At 31.0% G+C, this 15,075-nt stretch carries 20 protein-coding genes; 12 read left to right on the top strand and 8 right to left on the bottom strand.

The features are described 5' to 3' along the window. Positions 1-116: 116 nt before the first annotated feature. The gene (locus WDZ41_02630; protein MEX0940230.1) at positions 117-1,004 is read right to left on the bottom strand and encodes a methyltransferase domain-containing protein; all 888 of its coding nucleotides are present in this window, start codon (positions 1,002-1,004) and stop codon (positions 117-119) included. 406 nt (positions 1,005-1,410) lie between these two features. Beyond that, complete coding sequence (locus WDZ41_02625; protein ID MEX0940229.1) at positions 1,411-1,662, bottom strand: MC/SLC25 family protein; 252 nt, start codon at positions 1,660-1,662, stop codon at positions 1,411-1,413. A gap of 436 nt (positions 1,663-2,098) precedes the next feature. Between WDZ41_02625 and WDZ41_02620 the strand changes: the two genes are divergently transcribed. Continuing rightward, entirely contained in the window at positions 2,099-2,305 is a 207-nt protein-coding gene (locus WDZ41_02620) for a hypothetical protein (GenBank protein MEX0940228.1), read from the top strand. A gap of 264 nt (positions 2,306-2,569) precedes the next feature. On the opposite strand, the gene WDZ41_02615 is transcribed toward WDZ41_02620, so the two are convergent. Next, the gene (locus WDZ41_02615) at positions 2,570-2,800 is read right to left on the bottom strand and encodes a hypothetical protein (protein MEX0940227.1); all 231 of its coding nucleotides are present in this window, start codon (positions 2,798-2,800) and stop codon (positions 2,570-2,572) included. Positions 2,801-2,963: 163 nt separating this feature from the next. On the opposite strand from WDZ41_02615, the gene WDZ41_02610 reads away from it, so the two are divergent. Genes WDZ41_02610 through WDZ41_02600 form a run of 3 tightly spaced genes read left to right on the top strand, consistent with a single transcriptional unit; the run spans position 2,964 to position 4,888 of the window. After that, a complete protein-coding gene (locus WDZ41_02610) occupies positions 2,964-3,656 on the top strand; it encodes a YncE family protein (GenBank protein ID MEX0940226.1) in 693 nt (230 codons plus the stop codon). 14 nt (positions 3,657-3,670) lie between these two features. After that, positions 3,671-4,252 carry a hypothetical protein gene (locus tag WDZ41_02605; GenBank protein MEX0940225.1) on the top strand — a complete coding sequence of 194 codons (582 nt, stop codon included), beginning with the start codon at positions 3,671-3,673 and terminating at the stop codon, positions 4,250-4,252. 42 nt (positions 4,253-4,294) lie between these two features. After that, a complete protein-coding gene (locus tag WDZ41_02600; GenBank protein MEX0940224.1) occupies positions 4,295-4,888 on the top strand; it encodes a hypothetical protein in 594 nt (197 codons plus the stop codon). A gap of 9 nt (positions 4,889-4,897) precedes the next feature. On the opposite strand, the gene WDZ41_02595 is transcribed toward WDZ41_02600, so the two are convergent. Both WDZ41_02595 and WDZ41_02590 read right to left on the bottom strand, forming a co-directional pair. After that, positions 4,898-6,289 (bottom strand): hypothetical protein, encoded by a 1,392-nt coding sequence (locus WDZ41_02595; GenBank protein ID MEX0940223.1) that lies wholly within the window; start codon positions 6,287-6,289, stop codon positions 4,898-4,900. Between the two features lie 17 nt (positions 6,290-6,306). Continuing rightward, complete coding sequence (locus WDZ41_02590; GenBank protein ID MEX0940222.1) at positions 6,307-7,332, bottom strand: DPP IV N-terminal domain-containing protein; 1,026 nt, start codon at positions 7,330-7,332, stop codon at positions 6,307-6,309. A gap of 632 nt (positions 7,333-7,964) precedes the next feature. Between WDZ41_02590 and WDZ41_02585 the strand changes: the two genes are divergently transcribed. After that, on the top strand, positions 7,965-8,492 hold the full coding sequence (locus WDZ41_02585) for a peroxiredoxin (protein ID MEX0940221.1): 528 nt from the start codon (positions 7,965-7,967) through the stop codon (positions 8,490-8,492). A gap of 170 nt (positions 8,493-8,662) precedes the next feature. Next, positions 8,663-9,172 carry a hypothetical protein gene (locus WDZ41_02580; protein MEX0940220.1) on the top strand — a complete coding sequence of 170 codons (510 nt, stop codon included), beginning with the start codon at positions 8,663-8,665 and terminating at the stop codon, positions 9,170-9,172. A 147-nt stretch (positions 9,173-9,319) separates the two neighbouring features. Here WDZ41_02580 and arfB read toward each other — a convergent pair whose 3' ends face one another. After that, the gene (gene arfB / locus WDZ41_02575; protein ID MEX0940219.1) at positions 9,320-9,745 is read right to left on the bottom strand and encodes an alternative ribosome rescue aminoacyl-tRNA hydrolase ArfB; all 426 of its coding nucleotides are present in this window, start codon (positions 9,743-9,745) and stop codon (positions 9,320-9,322) included. A 157-nt stretch (positions 9,746-9,902) separates the two neighbouring features. Here arfB and WDZ41_02570 point away from each other — a divergent pair, with 157 nt between their 5' ends. The 5 genes from WDZ41_02570 to WDZ41_02550 all read left to right on the top strand — a co-directional run bounded on the left by WDZ41_02570 (position 9,903) and on the right by WDZ41_02550 (position 13,503). Further along, positions 9,903-10,211: a DUF4234 domain-containing protein gene (locus WDZ41_02570; protein ID MEX0940218.1), complete on the top strand. Its 309-nt coding sequence runs from the start codon at positions 9,903-9,905 to the stop codon at positions 10,209-10,211. A gap of 23 nt (positions 10,212-10,234) precedes the next feature. Beyond that, positions 10,235-10,966, top strand: a complete 732-nt coding sequence (locus WDZ41_02565) for a hypothetical protein (GenBank protein MEX0940217.1) — start codon at positions 10,235-10,237, stop codon at positions 10,964-10,966. A 428-nt stretch (positions 10,967-11,394) separates the two neighbouring features. After that, complete coding sequence (locus tag WDZ41_02560) at positions 11,395-12,168, top strand: transporter substrate-binding domain-containing protein (GenBank protein ID MEX0940216.1); 774 nt, start codon at positions 11,395-11,397, stop codon at positions 12,166-12,168. Further along, complete coding sequence (locus tag WDZ41_02555) at positions 12,165-12,818, top strand: amino acid ABC transporter permease (protein ID MEX0940215.1); 654 nt, start codon at positions 12,165-12,167, stop codon at positions 12,816-12,818. The genes WDZ41_02560 and WDZ41_02555 overlap by 4 nt, the downstream gene beginning before the upstream one ends. Then, the gene (locus WDZ41_02550; protein MEX0940214.1) at positions 12,805-13,503 is read left to right on the top strand and encodes an ATP-binding cassette domain-containing protein; all 699 of its coding nucleotides are present in this window, start codon (positions 12,805-12,807) and stop codon (positions 13,501-13,503) included. Before WDZ41_02555 ends, WDZ41_02550 begins: the two co-directional genes overlap by 14 nt. 20 nt (positions 13,504-13,523) lie before the next feature. Here the strand turns inward: WDZ41_02550 and WDZ41_02545 are convergent, their stop codons facing one another. Beyond that, positions 13,524-13,982 (bottom strand): MGMT family protein, encoded by a 459-nt coding sequence (locus tag WDZ41_02545; GenBank protein ID MEX0940213.1) that lies wholly within the window; start codon positions 13,980-13,982, stop codon positions 13,524-13,526. A 119-nt stretch (positions 13,983-14,101) separates the two neighbouring features. Between WDZ41_02545 and WDZ41_02540 the strand changes: the two genes are divergently transcribed. Beyond that, the gene (locus tag WDZ41_02540; GenBank protein ID MEX0940212.1) at positions 14,102-14,476 is read left to right on the top strand and encodes a ribosomal protein L7/L12; all 375 of its coding nucleotides are present in this window, start codon (positions 14,102-14,104) and stop codon (positions 14,474-14,476) included. Here the strand turns inward: WDZ41_02540 and WDZ41_02535 are convergent. Beyond that, positions 14,473-15,036: a DUF308 domain-containing protein gene (locus tag WDZ41_02535; protein MEX0940211.1), complete on the bottom strand. Its 564-nt coding sequence runs from the start codon at positions 15,034-15,036 to the stop codon at positions 14,473-14,475. The two genes, WDZ41_02540 and WDZ41_02535, sit on opposite strands and share 4 nt — an antisense overlap. Positions 15,037-15,075 lie beyond the last annotated feature (39 nt).

The following is a 15,075-nucleotide window of genomic DNA, read 5'->3' as shown; positions in this document are numbered from 1 at the left end:
CGGGGTCAATAATAAATGACCGTAATAACTGGGATAATATTACCGCGTTGCTCAGCTTTTTGAATAGGTTCTAAGAAAAGTTATCATTTTAGGGCTTTACATTGTTATCTGTTGGTTTAATGTTGTGTCGATAGTATGAGAATTAATATATCCATTTTCCATACGATAGATTGCTCCTTAGTTAAACCCAAGGTTTTATAAACATTTTCAAGATAGCAATCGACAAACTGATTGCCAATTTCGTGCCCCATAACCTGGAGTATTTCTGCTCCTAAACCATAAGCTATATATCTTTGCTTGAATTTATCGTAGTTCTCATAGAAATTGCTATCTTGGATAGTTTTGAACTTTACTTCAAAATTATTATTCTTTGCATATTTAAACCATGTTTTTTTTGGAATTGGAAAATGATTATAATGCAAAAGGTCTTTATAAGGGCTCCAAAGAGTAGAGTTTATTATTTTATTAAATTCGTCTTTAAAAGTTTTATTAAATTTGTTTGGCAGTGAAATATACAAAACTGCTTTGCCACCAGGCTTAAGGCTTTTTGCAATATTTTTCATAGCAATTTCTTGATCTTTAACCCAGTGTAAACAAAATAGCGAATATACTAAGTCGAATTCCTGATCAAAGGACATAGTAACAACATCTTGCAGCAAAAAAGTTAAATTTGAGGTATTTCCATAATGCTCGAGTGCAAAATTTATCATGCTAGAAGATGCGTCGATTGCTGTTAATGAACCGGATGTTAATTTTCTAGCACATAAAGCAGCAGTTTTTCCATTGCCACATCCGATATCTAAAATTTTCTCATCGCCGCACAAATTGAACGATTCTATCGCTTCTACACCGGCTTTATATTGGAATGATGAAACCTTGTCATAATTTTCACCATTCCAAGCAAAGTGATGATTTGATTGGTTGCTCATAATATAAGAAAACAATAAAAAAAATTGCACTAAAAGATGCAGATGGAATATTTTTGGTTTTAAAATTTTCAACATTTTAACCTACAATAAAATTTTTAACTTCATTACTTTACTGAGTACAAATTAAAGCATAAAGATTCTTTTAGAAACATCCAATAAATCTTTGCTTGTTAAATTTGCTCTTGTATCTTCAGGCAAATCGTAAATATTATTGCCAGAAAGCTTTTTACTTTTCTATTGCTTAACATCTGAAGCAGGTACTCAATGGGCATAATAGATTTGTTTATATTTAGAAAATAAAAATTCTAAGGTTTTTTCATTATCGGTAGCTTTAGATTATTTGTTAAAAAGATTTTAATAATGAAAAAAGCTGATTTTTGGATAACTTTTATTATTGTACTAAGCAAGTATGTAATCTTTTGCAAGATTATAGATTTATAAAAAAATAATCTTCAGTTGTTGAGTGTTAACCATAAATTAATTAACTTATTCTTTTATTAAAAAAATCACGAGAAGCATTTATTACTGGTAAAGCTGCAATTATGCCCATTGCTCTATAGCCACAACCTTTATAAAATCCTCGCACTCCTTCATTGCGTAAAATTTTATATGCAGCATCAAAGCCATGTTTATATTTTTCTTTTTTTAAATTAGCATAAAGCTTTGTAATAAGTACCATAAAAGGCTGAGTTGTTAGTACAATAGTTCCACCAGAAAGCAAGCCTTGCAGCAACAGAAGATAGCGTTTAGTTATCCAGTTTTGTATTAATTTTATCTTTCATATCTTTTAAAAGAACCATGAAAACATTCATAAAGATCATTTTTGGTTTTTTTTCATAGTTCTTATTATTAATCCATATGTAGCCATTTCAAGAGCAATAGTCGTGCGAGAGAAGGTAATCCACGAAATCAAACAAATGGATTTTTTATAATAGGCAGTTTTTGAATTGTTCTGTTTTGAAAATAATGAAAGGGAGTATACACTACCATACCACTAGCGCCGGCTGCAGTACCTACAAAAAGATCTTTGCTTACAGTTTTTAAAGAATTTTCCTGTTGATTTGGAACAACGTAGTTAAAACTACTTAAAATTAGAATTAAATTTATATAGTAGATCTTTACAATTCTCCTTTTGACTGGACAGGTATCGACATTTAGATTAATCATATGTGAAAAAAAATAAAATTTATGAAAAAGATATTTTTAATATTACTATTGGTACGCAGATAGGGCATGTTGGGTTTCATTCAGAACTTTGGAATAAAATAAAAGCCTTTTTATCAAAGAGGCTAAAAAGTTCTAAAATAGTCGGCTGTAGGCGCCAGATTATGCCAAGGCTTCGGCTGGCATGGCCAGTTTTTTTTAATGATTTCTAAAATCAATTCAATTAATTTCTCCAATCTAAAATATATTAGTCAAGATGATCTTAAAGAAAAATTAGAGGCACATAATTCAGGTTTTCATTTATACTAAAGCATATCTAAACAGCAATTTTATTTGTTGACATGCTTTGAATCAAATGATTAGACTAATTTAATTCTTATATGCTCATAGGAGAGGGTACTCATCATGAGAAGAAAAATTAGAGTATTTTGTTTCTTCATTTTTTTGTTTTTAATGCAATCTTCTAGTTGTACATGTCAATCAAGTAGAATAGTTGCAACTATTCCTATTACACAGGGTAATTCTCCTGCAGGAATTGCTATTACACCTAATGGTAAATTTGCATATGTTGTCAATAATAATAATGATGGTGTTGCTGGTGGAAGTACTGTAAGCGTAATAAATCTTAATACGAATACGATAATTAAAACTATTAGTGATGCCGGTTTTAATGAACTATATACTGTAACGATTAATGCAGAAGGCACCAAAGCTTATATTACTAATAGCGGTGGTACTACCGTTTCGATTATCGATATAGCTACTAATACAATTATTGGTACAATTACTGGCTTTGATGGTCCATCGGGTTTCGTTATTTCGCCAGATGGCAATACTGGGTATGTCAATAATTATGGAAGTGCTGCAGGTGTGGGTAGTGGGAATGGGACTACTGTAAGCGTAGTAAATTTAAATACGAATACCATTACTGGAACTATTACTGTAGGGCAGGCTCCGGCATCATTAGCAATAGCACCTGATGGTACAATGGTATATACAATTAACTATGTAAATGGTAATCCGGGTACTGGTACCATGAGTATCATACGTACATCTGATAATACTGTAGTTGGAACCATAACAGGTTTTTTTGGTCCATTTGGTATCACAATTACGCCCAATGGTAATTATGCGTATGTAACTAATTTTGGGAGTAATAACTTTTCACCGATATCAGGAGGAATTGCTCCTAATGTAGTTTCTGGAACAACGGTAAGTGTTGTAAACTTAAGTTCTAATATGATAGTGGCAACTATTACACTAGGAAATCAACCAGCAGGTGTTGCAATTACACCAGATGGTCGTTTTGTGTATGTGACTAATTACAATACGTTTTATCTTGGTCCAAATTTTACCAATTTAACTCCGGGTCCAGGAACAGTGAATATTATCGATGTGTGTACCAATACAGTATTATGCCCTGAAATAATAGTTGGCTCATCGCCAAGTGCAATTGCGATTTCACCAGATGGTAAACGCGCATATGTGACTAATTATAGTTCTAATAATGTGAGCGTGATTAATATTGTTGATAACATGTGGCTTAATTTGTCTTGTGGCTAGAAGTGAGGCATCAAATGAAAAAAAAATTATTTTTTTCTTTTTTTACTTTAATGTTTCTGCAATCAATACAACTTTTTGGTAAAAAATTTGAAAAGTATGATTCATGCTTTGATGGTGCATTTTCTTCGGGATTCGTTTTTAAGAATGAAAGTAAATTTAAAGATGTGTATGGACATGGTATAATAAATGCCATCACTGCCGATGGTTGTTATTATCCATGGGAACGTTGGGGCTTAGGTGTTAAGTTCAGTTATTGGCGCAGGAAAGGACGAACATCTTTTTTACAACTAGGCTCCATTGTACAGCAAATGCCATTTACCCTCTACCTACGAAGAAGAAAAGAGTTTGATTGTGGTCTGCAACTTTATGCGTCACTTGGTGGTGGCATTATATGGACTAAAGAAAAAAGTTATCTTGGTGAGGTGAAATTCAATAAAGGTATTGGTGAGGCTGAAGTTGGATTATGCTATACAATTTGTCATGGTGTTGGGCTAACTAGTGCATTTCGTTATCTTTTTCCACGACAATCTCACAACTACCAAAGAGTAATGGTTGGAGGATATGATTTAAGAGCAGGGATTAGTTTTTCGATTTAATTAATCATTTTTTTATTTAAAATTATGAGAAGTGAGTAAATTATGCCAAAATTTCAAATCATACCTGCTTTGATAGGAGCTTTCTTTGTTTTTTTTCTTTTTCCTAGAGATAAAATTCTAGAATTTAAAGGTTCCTACTTTTTACCCACAGATTCTCGATTTAAGGATTGCTATAAAGGAAGCGCACTTTATGGCCCCGAGTTTACATTTCAATTACGCGAATATAAAAATTGGTATGCATTTTTCAGCATTGATTATTTTAAGCAAAAGGGACGCCTTTTAAGTATATGTGATTCTACTACAGTACAATTACTTCCTCTAGCAATCGGTATAAAATATTTTGTGCCCATTGCTTGCCGTGCTCATTTTTATCTTGGTTTAGGTTTGCAATCAGAGTATATAAGGAAAAAAAGTAAGCGAGCATTTGTGATTTCAAAAAAGACTTTATGGGGTTTTGGTGGTATAGGAAAAATTGGCACCTATATCGATCTTCCTCATAATTTTTTATTAGATTTGTTTTTTGATTATAGTTTTGTATGGACCCATAAAACTAATTTTTTTGGACCTACCGTAACTCCTAAAAGAACGAATCTAAGTGGAGCAATTTTTGGGGGTAGTTTAGGGTATCATTTTTAATTGATTTTATTATGGGGGTGTGAGTGTCACTTTAAAAATATAAGGTGATGCTGCTGAATCTGTAATTGTACTCGTATTGGGCACTGTACTTTGAATTCCTCCAACAATATATCCAATAATGGTGGTGGTTTTAATGGATTTCAAATCCAAAACACGATTAGAAAAAACAGGAATGTTAGGTTCAATAATAAAGCGAGCACCAGCTCCAAAACGAAGTGTGTTTCCTGGATTTGATTCGGTTGATAAAATAGTGGGAAATTCTATTGGCAACAAAATTTGTTGATATTCTCCAATAGGGCTTCGTTTTATTGCAGTTATTTGATTAGTGAATGGAATACTAGTATCAGTTTTAAATTGATTATCTTCAAAAAATCCAAAAGTAAGACCTCCAAATAAAATTGAATACATATCGCCATTGCCTGTAAGCAGCTCAATATGTGCTGAATTGTAATTATTCATGGCTTGTTTGAAGGTGCTTGCAAAATTTGGTTCAGACATAATAGAATTTCCACCCGCAGTGATTTCAACCGGAACTGTCCAGATTCCTGTATCTAAGGTAAATACTCCAGAAAGAGCTACATATGCAGGAATTTTTTTTCCTGAATTAGTTTTTATGATGGGAATAATATTAAGATCTCTACGCCGAAAAGATTCTTCAGGAGCAGAAGGGTTTAATACTTCTACATTTAAATGATTACCATCATCAATAATATTAAATCTTCGTACTTGTTTGGTATAAATGCCATTAGCTGATGTATCATAATTTCCTATAAAATTTTGGCCAAATATGAGCAATGTTGGGCATTGGCCATATTGAACCATTTCGCCTCCGGTTACCTGAAAAACTGGATTAGAAATTTGGCGAATATAAGCTGATGCACAAGAACAACAATTAGGTTGTGTTACCCAATTGATAAGACCTGGGATATTAATTGCGGTTAACGTATCTTTAGTGGAGAACATACCTGATTGGGTATCTATTCCATAACCACCCGTGATGTATAAGGTATTGCCTGATTGATATGATTGCGCGCTTACTACAGAAAGTAAGTCGATTTGATGTTGCGATAATCCTGATCGATCGAACAGTGAACGGCAGAATACTGTTCTTGTATTGGTATTTACCACAAAAACGGTTGTGTTTTGTTTTGAGGGAGGAAAATCATCACTATTAGCAAAGCCATGCAAACCATTGGTGCGGCCGGTTATAAAAAGATAGTTATATCCATCTTGTCCCACTGCCATTGATTGTATACCATCCGGTATCTGAAAATCAGTCAATTCAATAGTTATTTTAAAAGGGAGTACTGTATTCACTAATACGGATGTTACGGTATCAGTTTGATTAGGACCTGCGTATATTTGGGTGATAAAAAGAACAATTAAAAATAATTTTTTCATATATTTTTCGTATTTATTTATGAAATACATAATTTTTCTGGCATTTCAAAGTCAGCTATAAAAATCTGGCACGTCTGATCGGATCCTCTTTTTGAAGTCCATGTTATTTGTGTGCCTTCTTTATTAAAGCTTGCCAATCCATCAAAACTTGCATTATAAGTTAAACGATGTGTACTATTGGTTTCAATATTTAGTAAATAAAGTTCGTATTGGTGATGACCATGCAAAGAAGTAGTAAAAACAATAACTTTTCCATTAGGATGCCAAAAAGGCGCCCAATTAATTGCACCATTATTAGTTAATTGCTCGATGTTACCGTTTTTGTAATCTATAGAATAGATTTGTAAGTAATGTTTTTTTTCATAATCAGCCCGAAATAAAATTTTACTATTATCAGGTGAAAAGAATGGACCACCATTATAGCCGGTATCAGTAAAAGTAACTTGGTGTATATTAGAACCATCTGATCGCATGATATAAAGATTCATATTTCCTGAAATATTGCTTGCAAATACTATATGTGAACCATCTCTCGAATAAGCACATTCTGCTTTATATGCAGGGCCATAGGTGAGCGCTTTTAAATCTGAACTATCCGGGTTCGCCTCATAAATATTCATATAAGGGGTAAATTCCCAAAGATACTTTTTTCCCTCTCTTTGATACCCAGAAATTTTTTGTTCATTCTCAAAATCATCAGGTGCTTCATGATTAGATGCAAATATTATTTTTTTACCATCCGGTCTAAAAAAAGCACAAGTGCATGCTCCTTTGCCAGTGCTTATTAAACGAGGTTTTTTCTTATTAATATCAATACTATAAATTTGATATCCAGTTTTACCTTTGGGAACAGCCTGAAATAGTAATATTTTTCCATCTGGAGAAAAATAAGATTCTCCTGCTTTTTCAAAGCCCATAGAAGGAAAAGTTACCTGTCTGATATTGCGTAATGCTGGCTGTTCTAATAGATTATTTGATTGTACTCCATAAAGGAATTTAAAAAAGAGGGCAGTCAACATAAGCATATAACAATTTAATTGCATACTATTTACCTATAATTTTATGCAATAAGTGAAATATATTGTTACTTGCGATTGCAAGGGTTTTCTTAGGAAGTCTCTTTTTTTTGAATATATGTCTAGATCAAAAATTTAAATTGTTTGGGGGTTTCCTGTTTTGTATACATGGAGCTGTGGACAAGCTGAACAATTTAAAAGAGAGCTATTGCAAACTTGGTTGCAAAATTAAAATCCGCGAAATATCGTTTGTTGGCGTTTGCAATAATGAGCAAGCAAATGAAATCAAAAATGGACAAAAATTAGTTCAATTGACTAGAAGATGTTTGATTAAAAATTAAATAATTGTGAAAAACAAGTTGTGTTGAGCTTTCTACGCTTTTTAGACCTACATTGCAGGCTTGACTTTTATAAAAAAGTTGCTAAACTGTAATTAAATGAAGTTGGTCTTTATATTGACTGGCAACCTGCCTTCTCACTTAATTCCAATATCTCTTTATGTCCTTTAGTATGTATTACTACTATAAAAATGGTATCTTTCTTTCAATTACGCACATGCGGATAATCAAAGTATAAGATATATGATTTTAGCTGATTTTAAGTAATCTGCTAAATGGACATAATGGTATTTGATTTATGATGAAAATAAAGGATTTTCTATGATTTACTTAAAAAATTCTCTTATGTTGCTTACAATAGCTTTTTTGTGTGTAGCAACTGTTCATCTTTCTGCTCGGTCAAAAAAATCAAAACTTAGACCGGGAGATCCTGCGCCAGCATTTACTTTAACGGGAGATGATGGTAAAACTTATACGCTGTCAGATTTTAATAATCAAAAAGTTGTTTTATTTTTTTATCCACTGGATAACTCTTATTATTGTACTAAGCAAGTATGTAGTCTTTCGCAAGGTTATAGATTATTACAAAAAAATAATATTCAGTTGTTTGGCATTAACCATGAATCAGTTAAAAGCCACGCTGCATTTAAAGAAAAACATCATTTGCCATTTACATTACTCAGTGATCCGACATGCGCAGTAATTAAGGTATATGGCGTATATTCTACTCTTTATACCAAGCGCATTACGGTGCTTATTGATAAAGGGAAAGTTATTACTATTTTACGTAATATTGATGTCAATAATCATGCTGATGAAATTATTAAAGCATTTGATCTTCAAAACTAAAATTCTTAAAAGCCATTGTAATGGCAAAGAAATTTAAAAAGTACTCATTGCTTGTAGCAAAAAAATTTAATCAAAACGAAGAGCTTTTCTATTTTCCAGAATAATTTGTGTAAAGTTTAATAAAAAGATACAATAGTTAAAAATTAATTTATTACCAACAAGGGACAAGCATGAATAAAAATAGTTTTCTAAATCTATTAGGATTATTTTGTATTTTTTCTTCTTTGCAATCAATGGAAAATGATCCAGTATTTTTAAAGTCAGAATCAAATAAGCCTATAGTTAATGCAGCTAAAAGTGGAAACCCTGAGCCAATGGTATTCATGATGGAAGATGCATTGGAAGCAAATAAATTGAAAACAGCATTTAAATGGCTTGTAAGATTCAAAATTCGAGTAACACAGGATGCCGCATGTGATGCTTTATCTGTTACTGCTGCAATGGATAAGATAATGATTAGAGGTTGTGAGAATCCAAAATTGAATGAAATGAATCAAAAATTGAAAAAAGAAGAAATAAGAAAAATATTTTCTCAACAAGTAGATTGGGTTCAGAAAAAACAAACAACTGGTCAATTTCTTGGATCTTCAGACTCATTGGTTTTTTCTTCTGAAGAATGCAAAAAAAAGCGACAAGAAGTATTAGGCGAATGTCGTAAGCAACTTTCTGAAATGAAATAAATATTTAAAAATTTTTTTTAGTTTAAAAATAATTCATTAAATGCCATTACTAAAGGTGGCATTTAATGCAAATGGATTCAAAGAATTATAATTTTGAAAATTATCGATATAAGATCACACATTCATAAAGATATGATCAAAAAATATTTAATCAAAAACTTTTTTACTTCTTAATTTCTTCAATTCACTTTTTTTTGTTTTTTCTTTTAGTCGTGCTTCTTGTACTGATTTTGGTATACGAGTTTTTTTGCGCTTTTTAGGAATATATAACGCTTTGCGTATTTCTTGCGCAAGCCGAGTGAGAGCATCTTTTTTATTTTGTTGTTGGCTGCGCGATGTACGGCTATGAATAATTAGGTCACCTTCGGTAGTTAATTGTGATTGCAAGTTATTAAGTACGCGATTTTTTTGTTCATCAGTTAATGCGGTAGTTGCTTTAACATTCCAACGTAAGGTTACTTTTGAGCTTGTTTTATTAACATGCTGCCCGCCAGGCCCACCGGCTCGGCTAGTAGTTATTTCGATTTCATTATCAGGAATAATAATACCATTTTTGACAAATAAACTCATAATAAAAAATTATAACAAAAAGCTTAATTTTAAAACAAGTTAAATACATTTTTTTTACTTCTTAAATATATAAAAACGCTGAATTATTAATTTTTATTGATAATATTGAATAGAAATTAGTATTAAGAATAAATAAGTTAATATTTTTAGGAGATTTATAATGACATCCAGAAACTTATGGCAAATGATTATACTAATACTCATAACACTTGGTATCTATCCAATATATTGGTTAGTAGCTACTAAAATTGAGTTAAATAAGCTAGGTGCCCAAATTCCTACCGCATGGTTATTGATTATTCCATTCGTGAACTTATATTTTTTGTATAAATTTGCAGAAGCATTTGCTATTTATGTACTTAAAGATAAGACACAAATAGCAGCATACTTTTTATTAATTACTTTACTTTGGCCGATAGGCGAGATAATTTATCAAGATCAAATCAATAAAAAAGCTATTTTGGTTTAACTAGAACGGTATAAAGGACTTTTGTGAAGTATTATTTTTCTTTATGTTTGTTAAGTTTTTTAAATATGTATAGTTGGCCATGGCAAAATTCGCTCAAACAATATGATTGTAATGCATCATTACCACAAGAAATAAAAAATATTCTTGATGAGCATATCTATGAGCTCAACAAAGTAAAACAATCAGTGAATCATTTCAATTGGCTTTCTGATTGGATCATAAAAGCATCAAATGAAGATTATCCAAGAATTAAAGGCGGACAACGATTTTCTGCTGCTATTAATGAATTAAACTGTAAAAGGTTAGTAGTGCCAAAGCAATATAGTTATCAAGCACCAAATGGGAAACATTATATTGTTTCAGAGTTTTTAGCTGATAGTAAAAAAAATATAACTTTAAAAGAACTTAAAGAGTTCATGCGATTAGCAAAAAAATTACAATGGATTGACCCTGATGCTGGGAACTTTATTAAAGTGGCTGATAATAAAATTGGATTGCCAGATACCAAGTTAGATTATATTGGTCGAGATCTTGAAAATGAATATCAAGAAAAAGCGATCATTTTTCATAAAGTTAATACATTTCAAATAAAGTTTACGCCTCAAGCGAAAGATTATTTAGAAAATAGATCTAAACTCTATAATGAAAATTGGTATAACCCTGCATGGGTGCAACAAAGAAAACAAAAAAAATATTGGAAACCATTATTTGTAGGTTTTACCAAAGCATTATATGAACAAGTAGGTGGTTGGTAAGTTGTTTGGAACTATAAGTGAATATTGCCCTGAAAAATATTTCTTATTAAGAAAGCATGAGTTGACAATTAGGATTATTAATGGGTATACTAATATATAATATTACTATTTATGGTAGTTGTATCTAAAGGAGTTAAATATGATACCTATCCAAATGAATTTTTTCAGTATCCTTAGTCAAAAATTTAATCTGATACAATCTAAAGTATCTACTCTTATTTTTTCTCATTTCCTTTCTCATCTTCATCATCATTCTCATTAATATATTTTTTATTTTTATTTTTTACGGATTATATCCCTTTAAATAGGTAGATATAATGGTTTTTCTCAGCACCATTATATTTAATTGAATGATTATTTATTAAGTAACTAATTATTTGATTTTTAATATTATGCATTTTTTTAGAAAATGCTAAAAAGGGTTTTACATGAATTTTAAAATAGCTTTAAGCATGCTCCTATTATTTAGTTTTATTGGAGCTTATTTCTTGTATCGTAATGACGCTCAAATACAAGATAATGTTTTTATCGTTGGTACTACAGCAGGATATGCGCCTTTTGTTAGTATTAATGAGCAAGGAGAATATGAAGGTTTTGATATTGATGTTGCAAAATTACTTACACAAAAATTGGGTAAAAAATTAATACTCAAAGATTTGGGTTCAATGACTGGACTTTTTATGGCTTTAAATCAAGGCAGTATTGATGCGATTATGTGGGGATTATCAATTACACCAGATCGCCTCAAAAAAGTTGTTCTTATTAACTATCAAGAAAAACTAATAACTTCATATCCTCTTTTATTCTGGGAAAATATTCCTGCAGGCATTACATGTATTAATGATATGCGCGGAATGACAATTTGCGTTGAGCCAAATTCAAGCCAGGATGCAGTTTTAAGTAAATATGCTTTCATTATTAAAAAACCAATAGAACAAATAGATGATGCTTTGCTAAGCATTCAGTATCACAAGGCAGATGCTGCTTTGGTTGAACCAGCAATAGCAAAAAAATTTAAAAATAGATACTCACAAATACAAATGCTGAATGTCAATCTTAATAAAGAAGAGCAGGAGCAAGGAATAGGTATTGCAATCAAAAAAGAAAATAATTTTTTAATCAAACAAATAAAAAAAGCGATTAATGAGCTCAAGCGTGACGGTATTATTAAACAATATGAAGAAAAATGGGATGTCATATGAATTTCATTGGATATATTCCCTTATTAATTAAAGGAACTGCCATTACTTTTGCATCATGGGTTATGGCAGGTTGCATAAGTTTTTCATTAGGAACCTTATTAGGAATAATCAGTTGTCGTCAGATTGGTTTATTAGGAATTTCTATGGTAATAAAAGGATATGTCTTTATTGCAAAAGGTATTCCAGCATATGTTCAAATTTTGATTGCCTATTTTATATTACCATCATTGATTGGCATTAATATTTCTGGTTTTATTGCTGCAACAATTGCATTGGCATTTTGTTCAAGCGGTTATATTGTTGAAATTACACGTGCAGGAATAAATACTATTTCGCGAGGCCAATGGGATGCTTGTTTTGTGTTAGGATATTCGATGCATGCAACATTATACCGTATTATAATGCCTCAAGTAATGCGCAATGTATTACCACCATTATTTGGAGAGCTTGAGCAACTACTCAAAAGTACCTCTTTACTTGCAACAATTGGAGTTACTGAATTAACACGAACTGGCATGAATATAATCTCAAGAGAGTTAAATCCATTGCCAGTTTACTTAGCAATTGCCTGTATATATTTATTATTTTCAGCGATTTTACAACTTATTTTGATATATATCGAAATAAAGGTTAATCATGATTATCGTTAATAAACTTTTTGTACGTATAAAAAGCCAAATATTATTGAAAAAAATTTCCTGTTTATTATTGCCAGGCCGCATAACAACGTTTATTGGCAAAAGTGGTGCCGGTAAAACAACTCTCTTAAAATCATTAATTGGCTTAATACCAAAAATAGAAGGTGAGATTTTTATTAATAACAAAGAATTAAATATTTTAACACCAAGCCAGCGGGCAGAAAAAATTGGATATATTTTTCAAGATTTTAATCTTTTTCCCCATTTAACGGTTTTGCAAAATTGTGTTGATCCATTGCTTGTATATGGTATTTCTTTTACAGATGCTCATAAACGAGCATTAGAACAATTAAAAGAATTTGATATGCATGAATTTATTGATAAATATCCTTTTGAGCTTTCTGGAGGGCAACAACAACGGGTGGCTATTGCTCGTGGTTTATGTTTAAATCCACAAGTGCTTTTGCTTGATGAACCAACGGCATCTCTTGATCCGTTTAACACTGATTTACTAATTACTATTTTAAAAAGATTATCAAAGCAGGGGTTGACTATTGGTCTTTCAACACAGGATATGCATTTTGCAAATAAATTATTGGATCGGATTTATTATATTGAGAATGGTGAAATTATTGAATTTTGCGATGGTAAAGAAAAGCTTGCGCAATGCCCGGTTATTAATCAATTTATGAAATGAAAAAAGCAAGTGTTGGTTTTTTATTTAACGGCTAATAAAAGTTTTTTTCTTTCTAAACCCCATTTATAGCCACCGAGGCTACCATTTTTACGAATAACTTTGTGACATGGAATAAAAAAAGCAATTTTATTGTGTGCCATTACATTGGCAACTGCACGCCATGAGTTAGGATGGTCAATTATAGTTGCAAGTTCTTGATAGCTGATAGTTTTGTTTTCAGAAGTTTGTAAAAGAGCTTTCCATACTTTGATTTGAAAATTGGTACCAACTAATAAAAGATTAAAACTTTCAAGTAATGTGATGTTTTTTATTGATAAATGATCTGGCACATCACAAAATTCTGCTTTATAAATTTCTTCATTAATAGAAAAGACTTTTAAAATACCTGCATTTGTTTGATAGTAATTATGAATAATAATATTTTTTTGAATGTATGATTCAAATGCAAGTGGTGATAGAGTTGAGATCGCAATACTCATTTGTAATTTTTCTTAAGATTTATTGAATTATAAAAAAAGAATGATAAAATTAATCTAATCCTAGTATATAGAAAAGTAAACATTTTATATTTGTACGTAACAATAGTGGAAATTTTCTTATGATACATATTTTTATTTTTGTGCTAAAAATAGTAGCCTTTATTTTATTAATTGCGGGAATAATCGGAATAGCTCTTTTTTGTTTAGGATTATATTTTAAGCAAGAAAAAATTGAGCAAGAAAAAAAACTTCAAAAGATTTATGCACAACCAGAAAAAAAATGTGTAGTTAAAATTATTTCAGTTGGCCCTAAAAAAATAAAAAATATTAAAATAATCAGAGATTATATTGATTTAAGTTTAATTGAAGCTAAAGAAAAAATTGAATCGGCGCTTCCAGCAACGCTTTATTATGGTATGCCGCTTGAGCTTGCTCAAGAAATGAAAGCAAATTTAGATGAAATTGGTACTGAAGTTGAAATTACCGAGCTTTAAATATTTTGATCATCAATATGCATCATTTTACCCATAGTTGATAATCTGACCCACATTATACCAGTAAAAATGAGATCTATACCTAAAAACATACCAATTACCCAAAGACCAGAATAAGGCCACTGAAGCCAAATTAGAATTCCTAAAATTAACGTTATTATGCCGTTAAATAAGGTTAATCCTCTATGAGGCGCCTCGTAAATAATCGAAAAAATAATGCGTGATATGCCCACCACTATAAAAAATATTGCAAGTAATAAGGTTAAAGTTACGGCATTCAAAATTGGTCTGGCAATTATAAAAAAACCGGTTGCAAAATAAAGAATACCAAGAAAAAGATGTAAAAATAAATCTTTCCATTTATTCATAGTGAATGCTTTGAAACCTTCAAAAGCACTTGCAGCTATTAACATTACCCCTAAGTAAACAACTGAAAAGATTGTGGCAAGAAAAGAATAAAAGAATGCAAGAATACCTAAAACTATAAGTCCTATTCCTAAGACAAAGTACCAAGGAGCATTTTCTTTGATTTGTTTTACTGAAAATAAATCATATCTCATTTTTTACTCACTTTTTAAAGATAAATTTACATATTTTTA

Source organism: Candidatus Babeliales bacterium (assembly GCA_040879965.1).
Lineage (GTDB): Bacteria > Babelota > Babeliae > Babelales > JACPOV01 > JBBDJI01.
This window is presented reverse-complemented; position numbering and strand designations above follow the sequence as displayed.

What these genes read in the sequence shown, in the direction of transcription:
- WDZ41_02630 (MEX0940230.1), bottom strand. Translation starts at nt 1,004, where the DNA reads ATGTTGAAAATTTTAAAACCAAAAATATTCCATCTGCATCTTTTAGTG.
- WDZ41_02605 (MEX0940225.1), top strand. Translation starts at nt 3,671, where the DNA reads ATGAAAAAAAAATTATTTTTTTCTTTTTTTACTTTAATGTTTCTGCAA.
- WDZ41_02600 (MEX0940224.1), top strand. Translation starts at nt 4,295, where the DNA reads ATGCCAAAATTTCAAATCATACCTGCTTTGATAGGAGCTTTCTTTGTT.
- WDZ41_02595 (MEX0940223.1), bottom strand. Translation starts at nt 6,289, where the DNA reads ATGAAAAAATTATTTTTAATTGTTCTTTTTATCACCCAAATATACGCA.
- WDZ41_02590 (MEX0940222.1), bottom strand. Translation starts at nt 7,332, where the DNA reads ATGCAATTAAATTGTTATATGCTTATGTTGACTGCCCTCTTTTTTAAA.
- WDZ41_02585 (MEX0940221.1), top strand. Translation starts at nt 7,965, where the DNA reads ATGATTTACTTAAAAAATTCTCTTATGTTGCTTACAATAGCTTTTTTG.
- WDZ41_02580 (MEX0940220.1), top strand. Translation starts at nt 8,663, where the DNA reads ATGAATAAAAATAGTTTTCTAAATCTATTAGGATTATTTTGTATTTTT.
- WDZ41_02570 (MEX0940218.1), top strand. Translation starts at nt 9,903, where the DNA reads ATGACATCCAGAAACTTATGGCAAATGATTATACTAATACTCATAACA.
- WDZ41_02560 (MEX0940216.1), top strand. Translation starts at nt 11,395, where the DNA reads ATGAATTTTAAAATAGCTTTAAGCATGCTCCTATTATTTAGTTTTATT.
- WDZ41_02555 (MEX0940215.1), top strand. Translation starts at nt 12,165, where the DNA reads ATGAATTTCATTGGATATATTCCCTTATTAATTAAAGGAACTGCCATT.
- WDZ41_02550 (MEX0940214.1), top strand. Translation starts at nt 12,805, where the DNA reads ATGATTATCGTTAATAAACTTTTTGTACGTATAAAAAGCCAAATATTA.
- WDZ41_02545 (MEX0940213.1), bottom strand. Translation starts at nt 13,982, where the DNA reads ATGAGTATTGCGATCTCAACTCTATCACCACTTGCATTTGAATCATAC.
- WDZ41_02540 (MEX0940212.1), top strand. Translation starts at nt 14,102, where the DNA reads ATGATACATATTTTTATTTTTGTGCTAAAAATAGTAGCCTTTATTTTA.
- WDZ41_02535 (MEX0940211.1), bottom strand. Translation starts at nt 15,036, where the DNA reads ATGAGATATGATTTATTTTCAGTAAAACAAATCAAAGAAAATGCTCCT.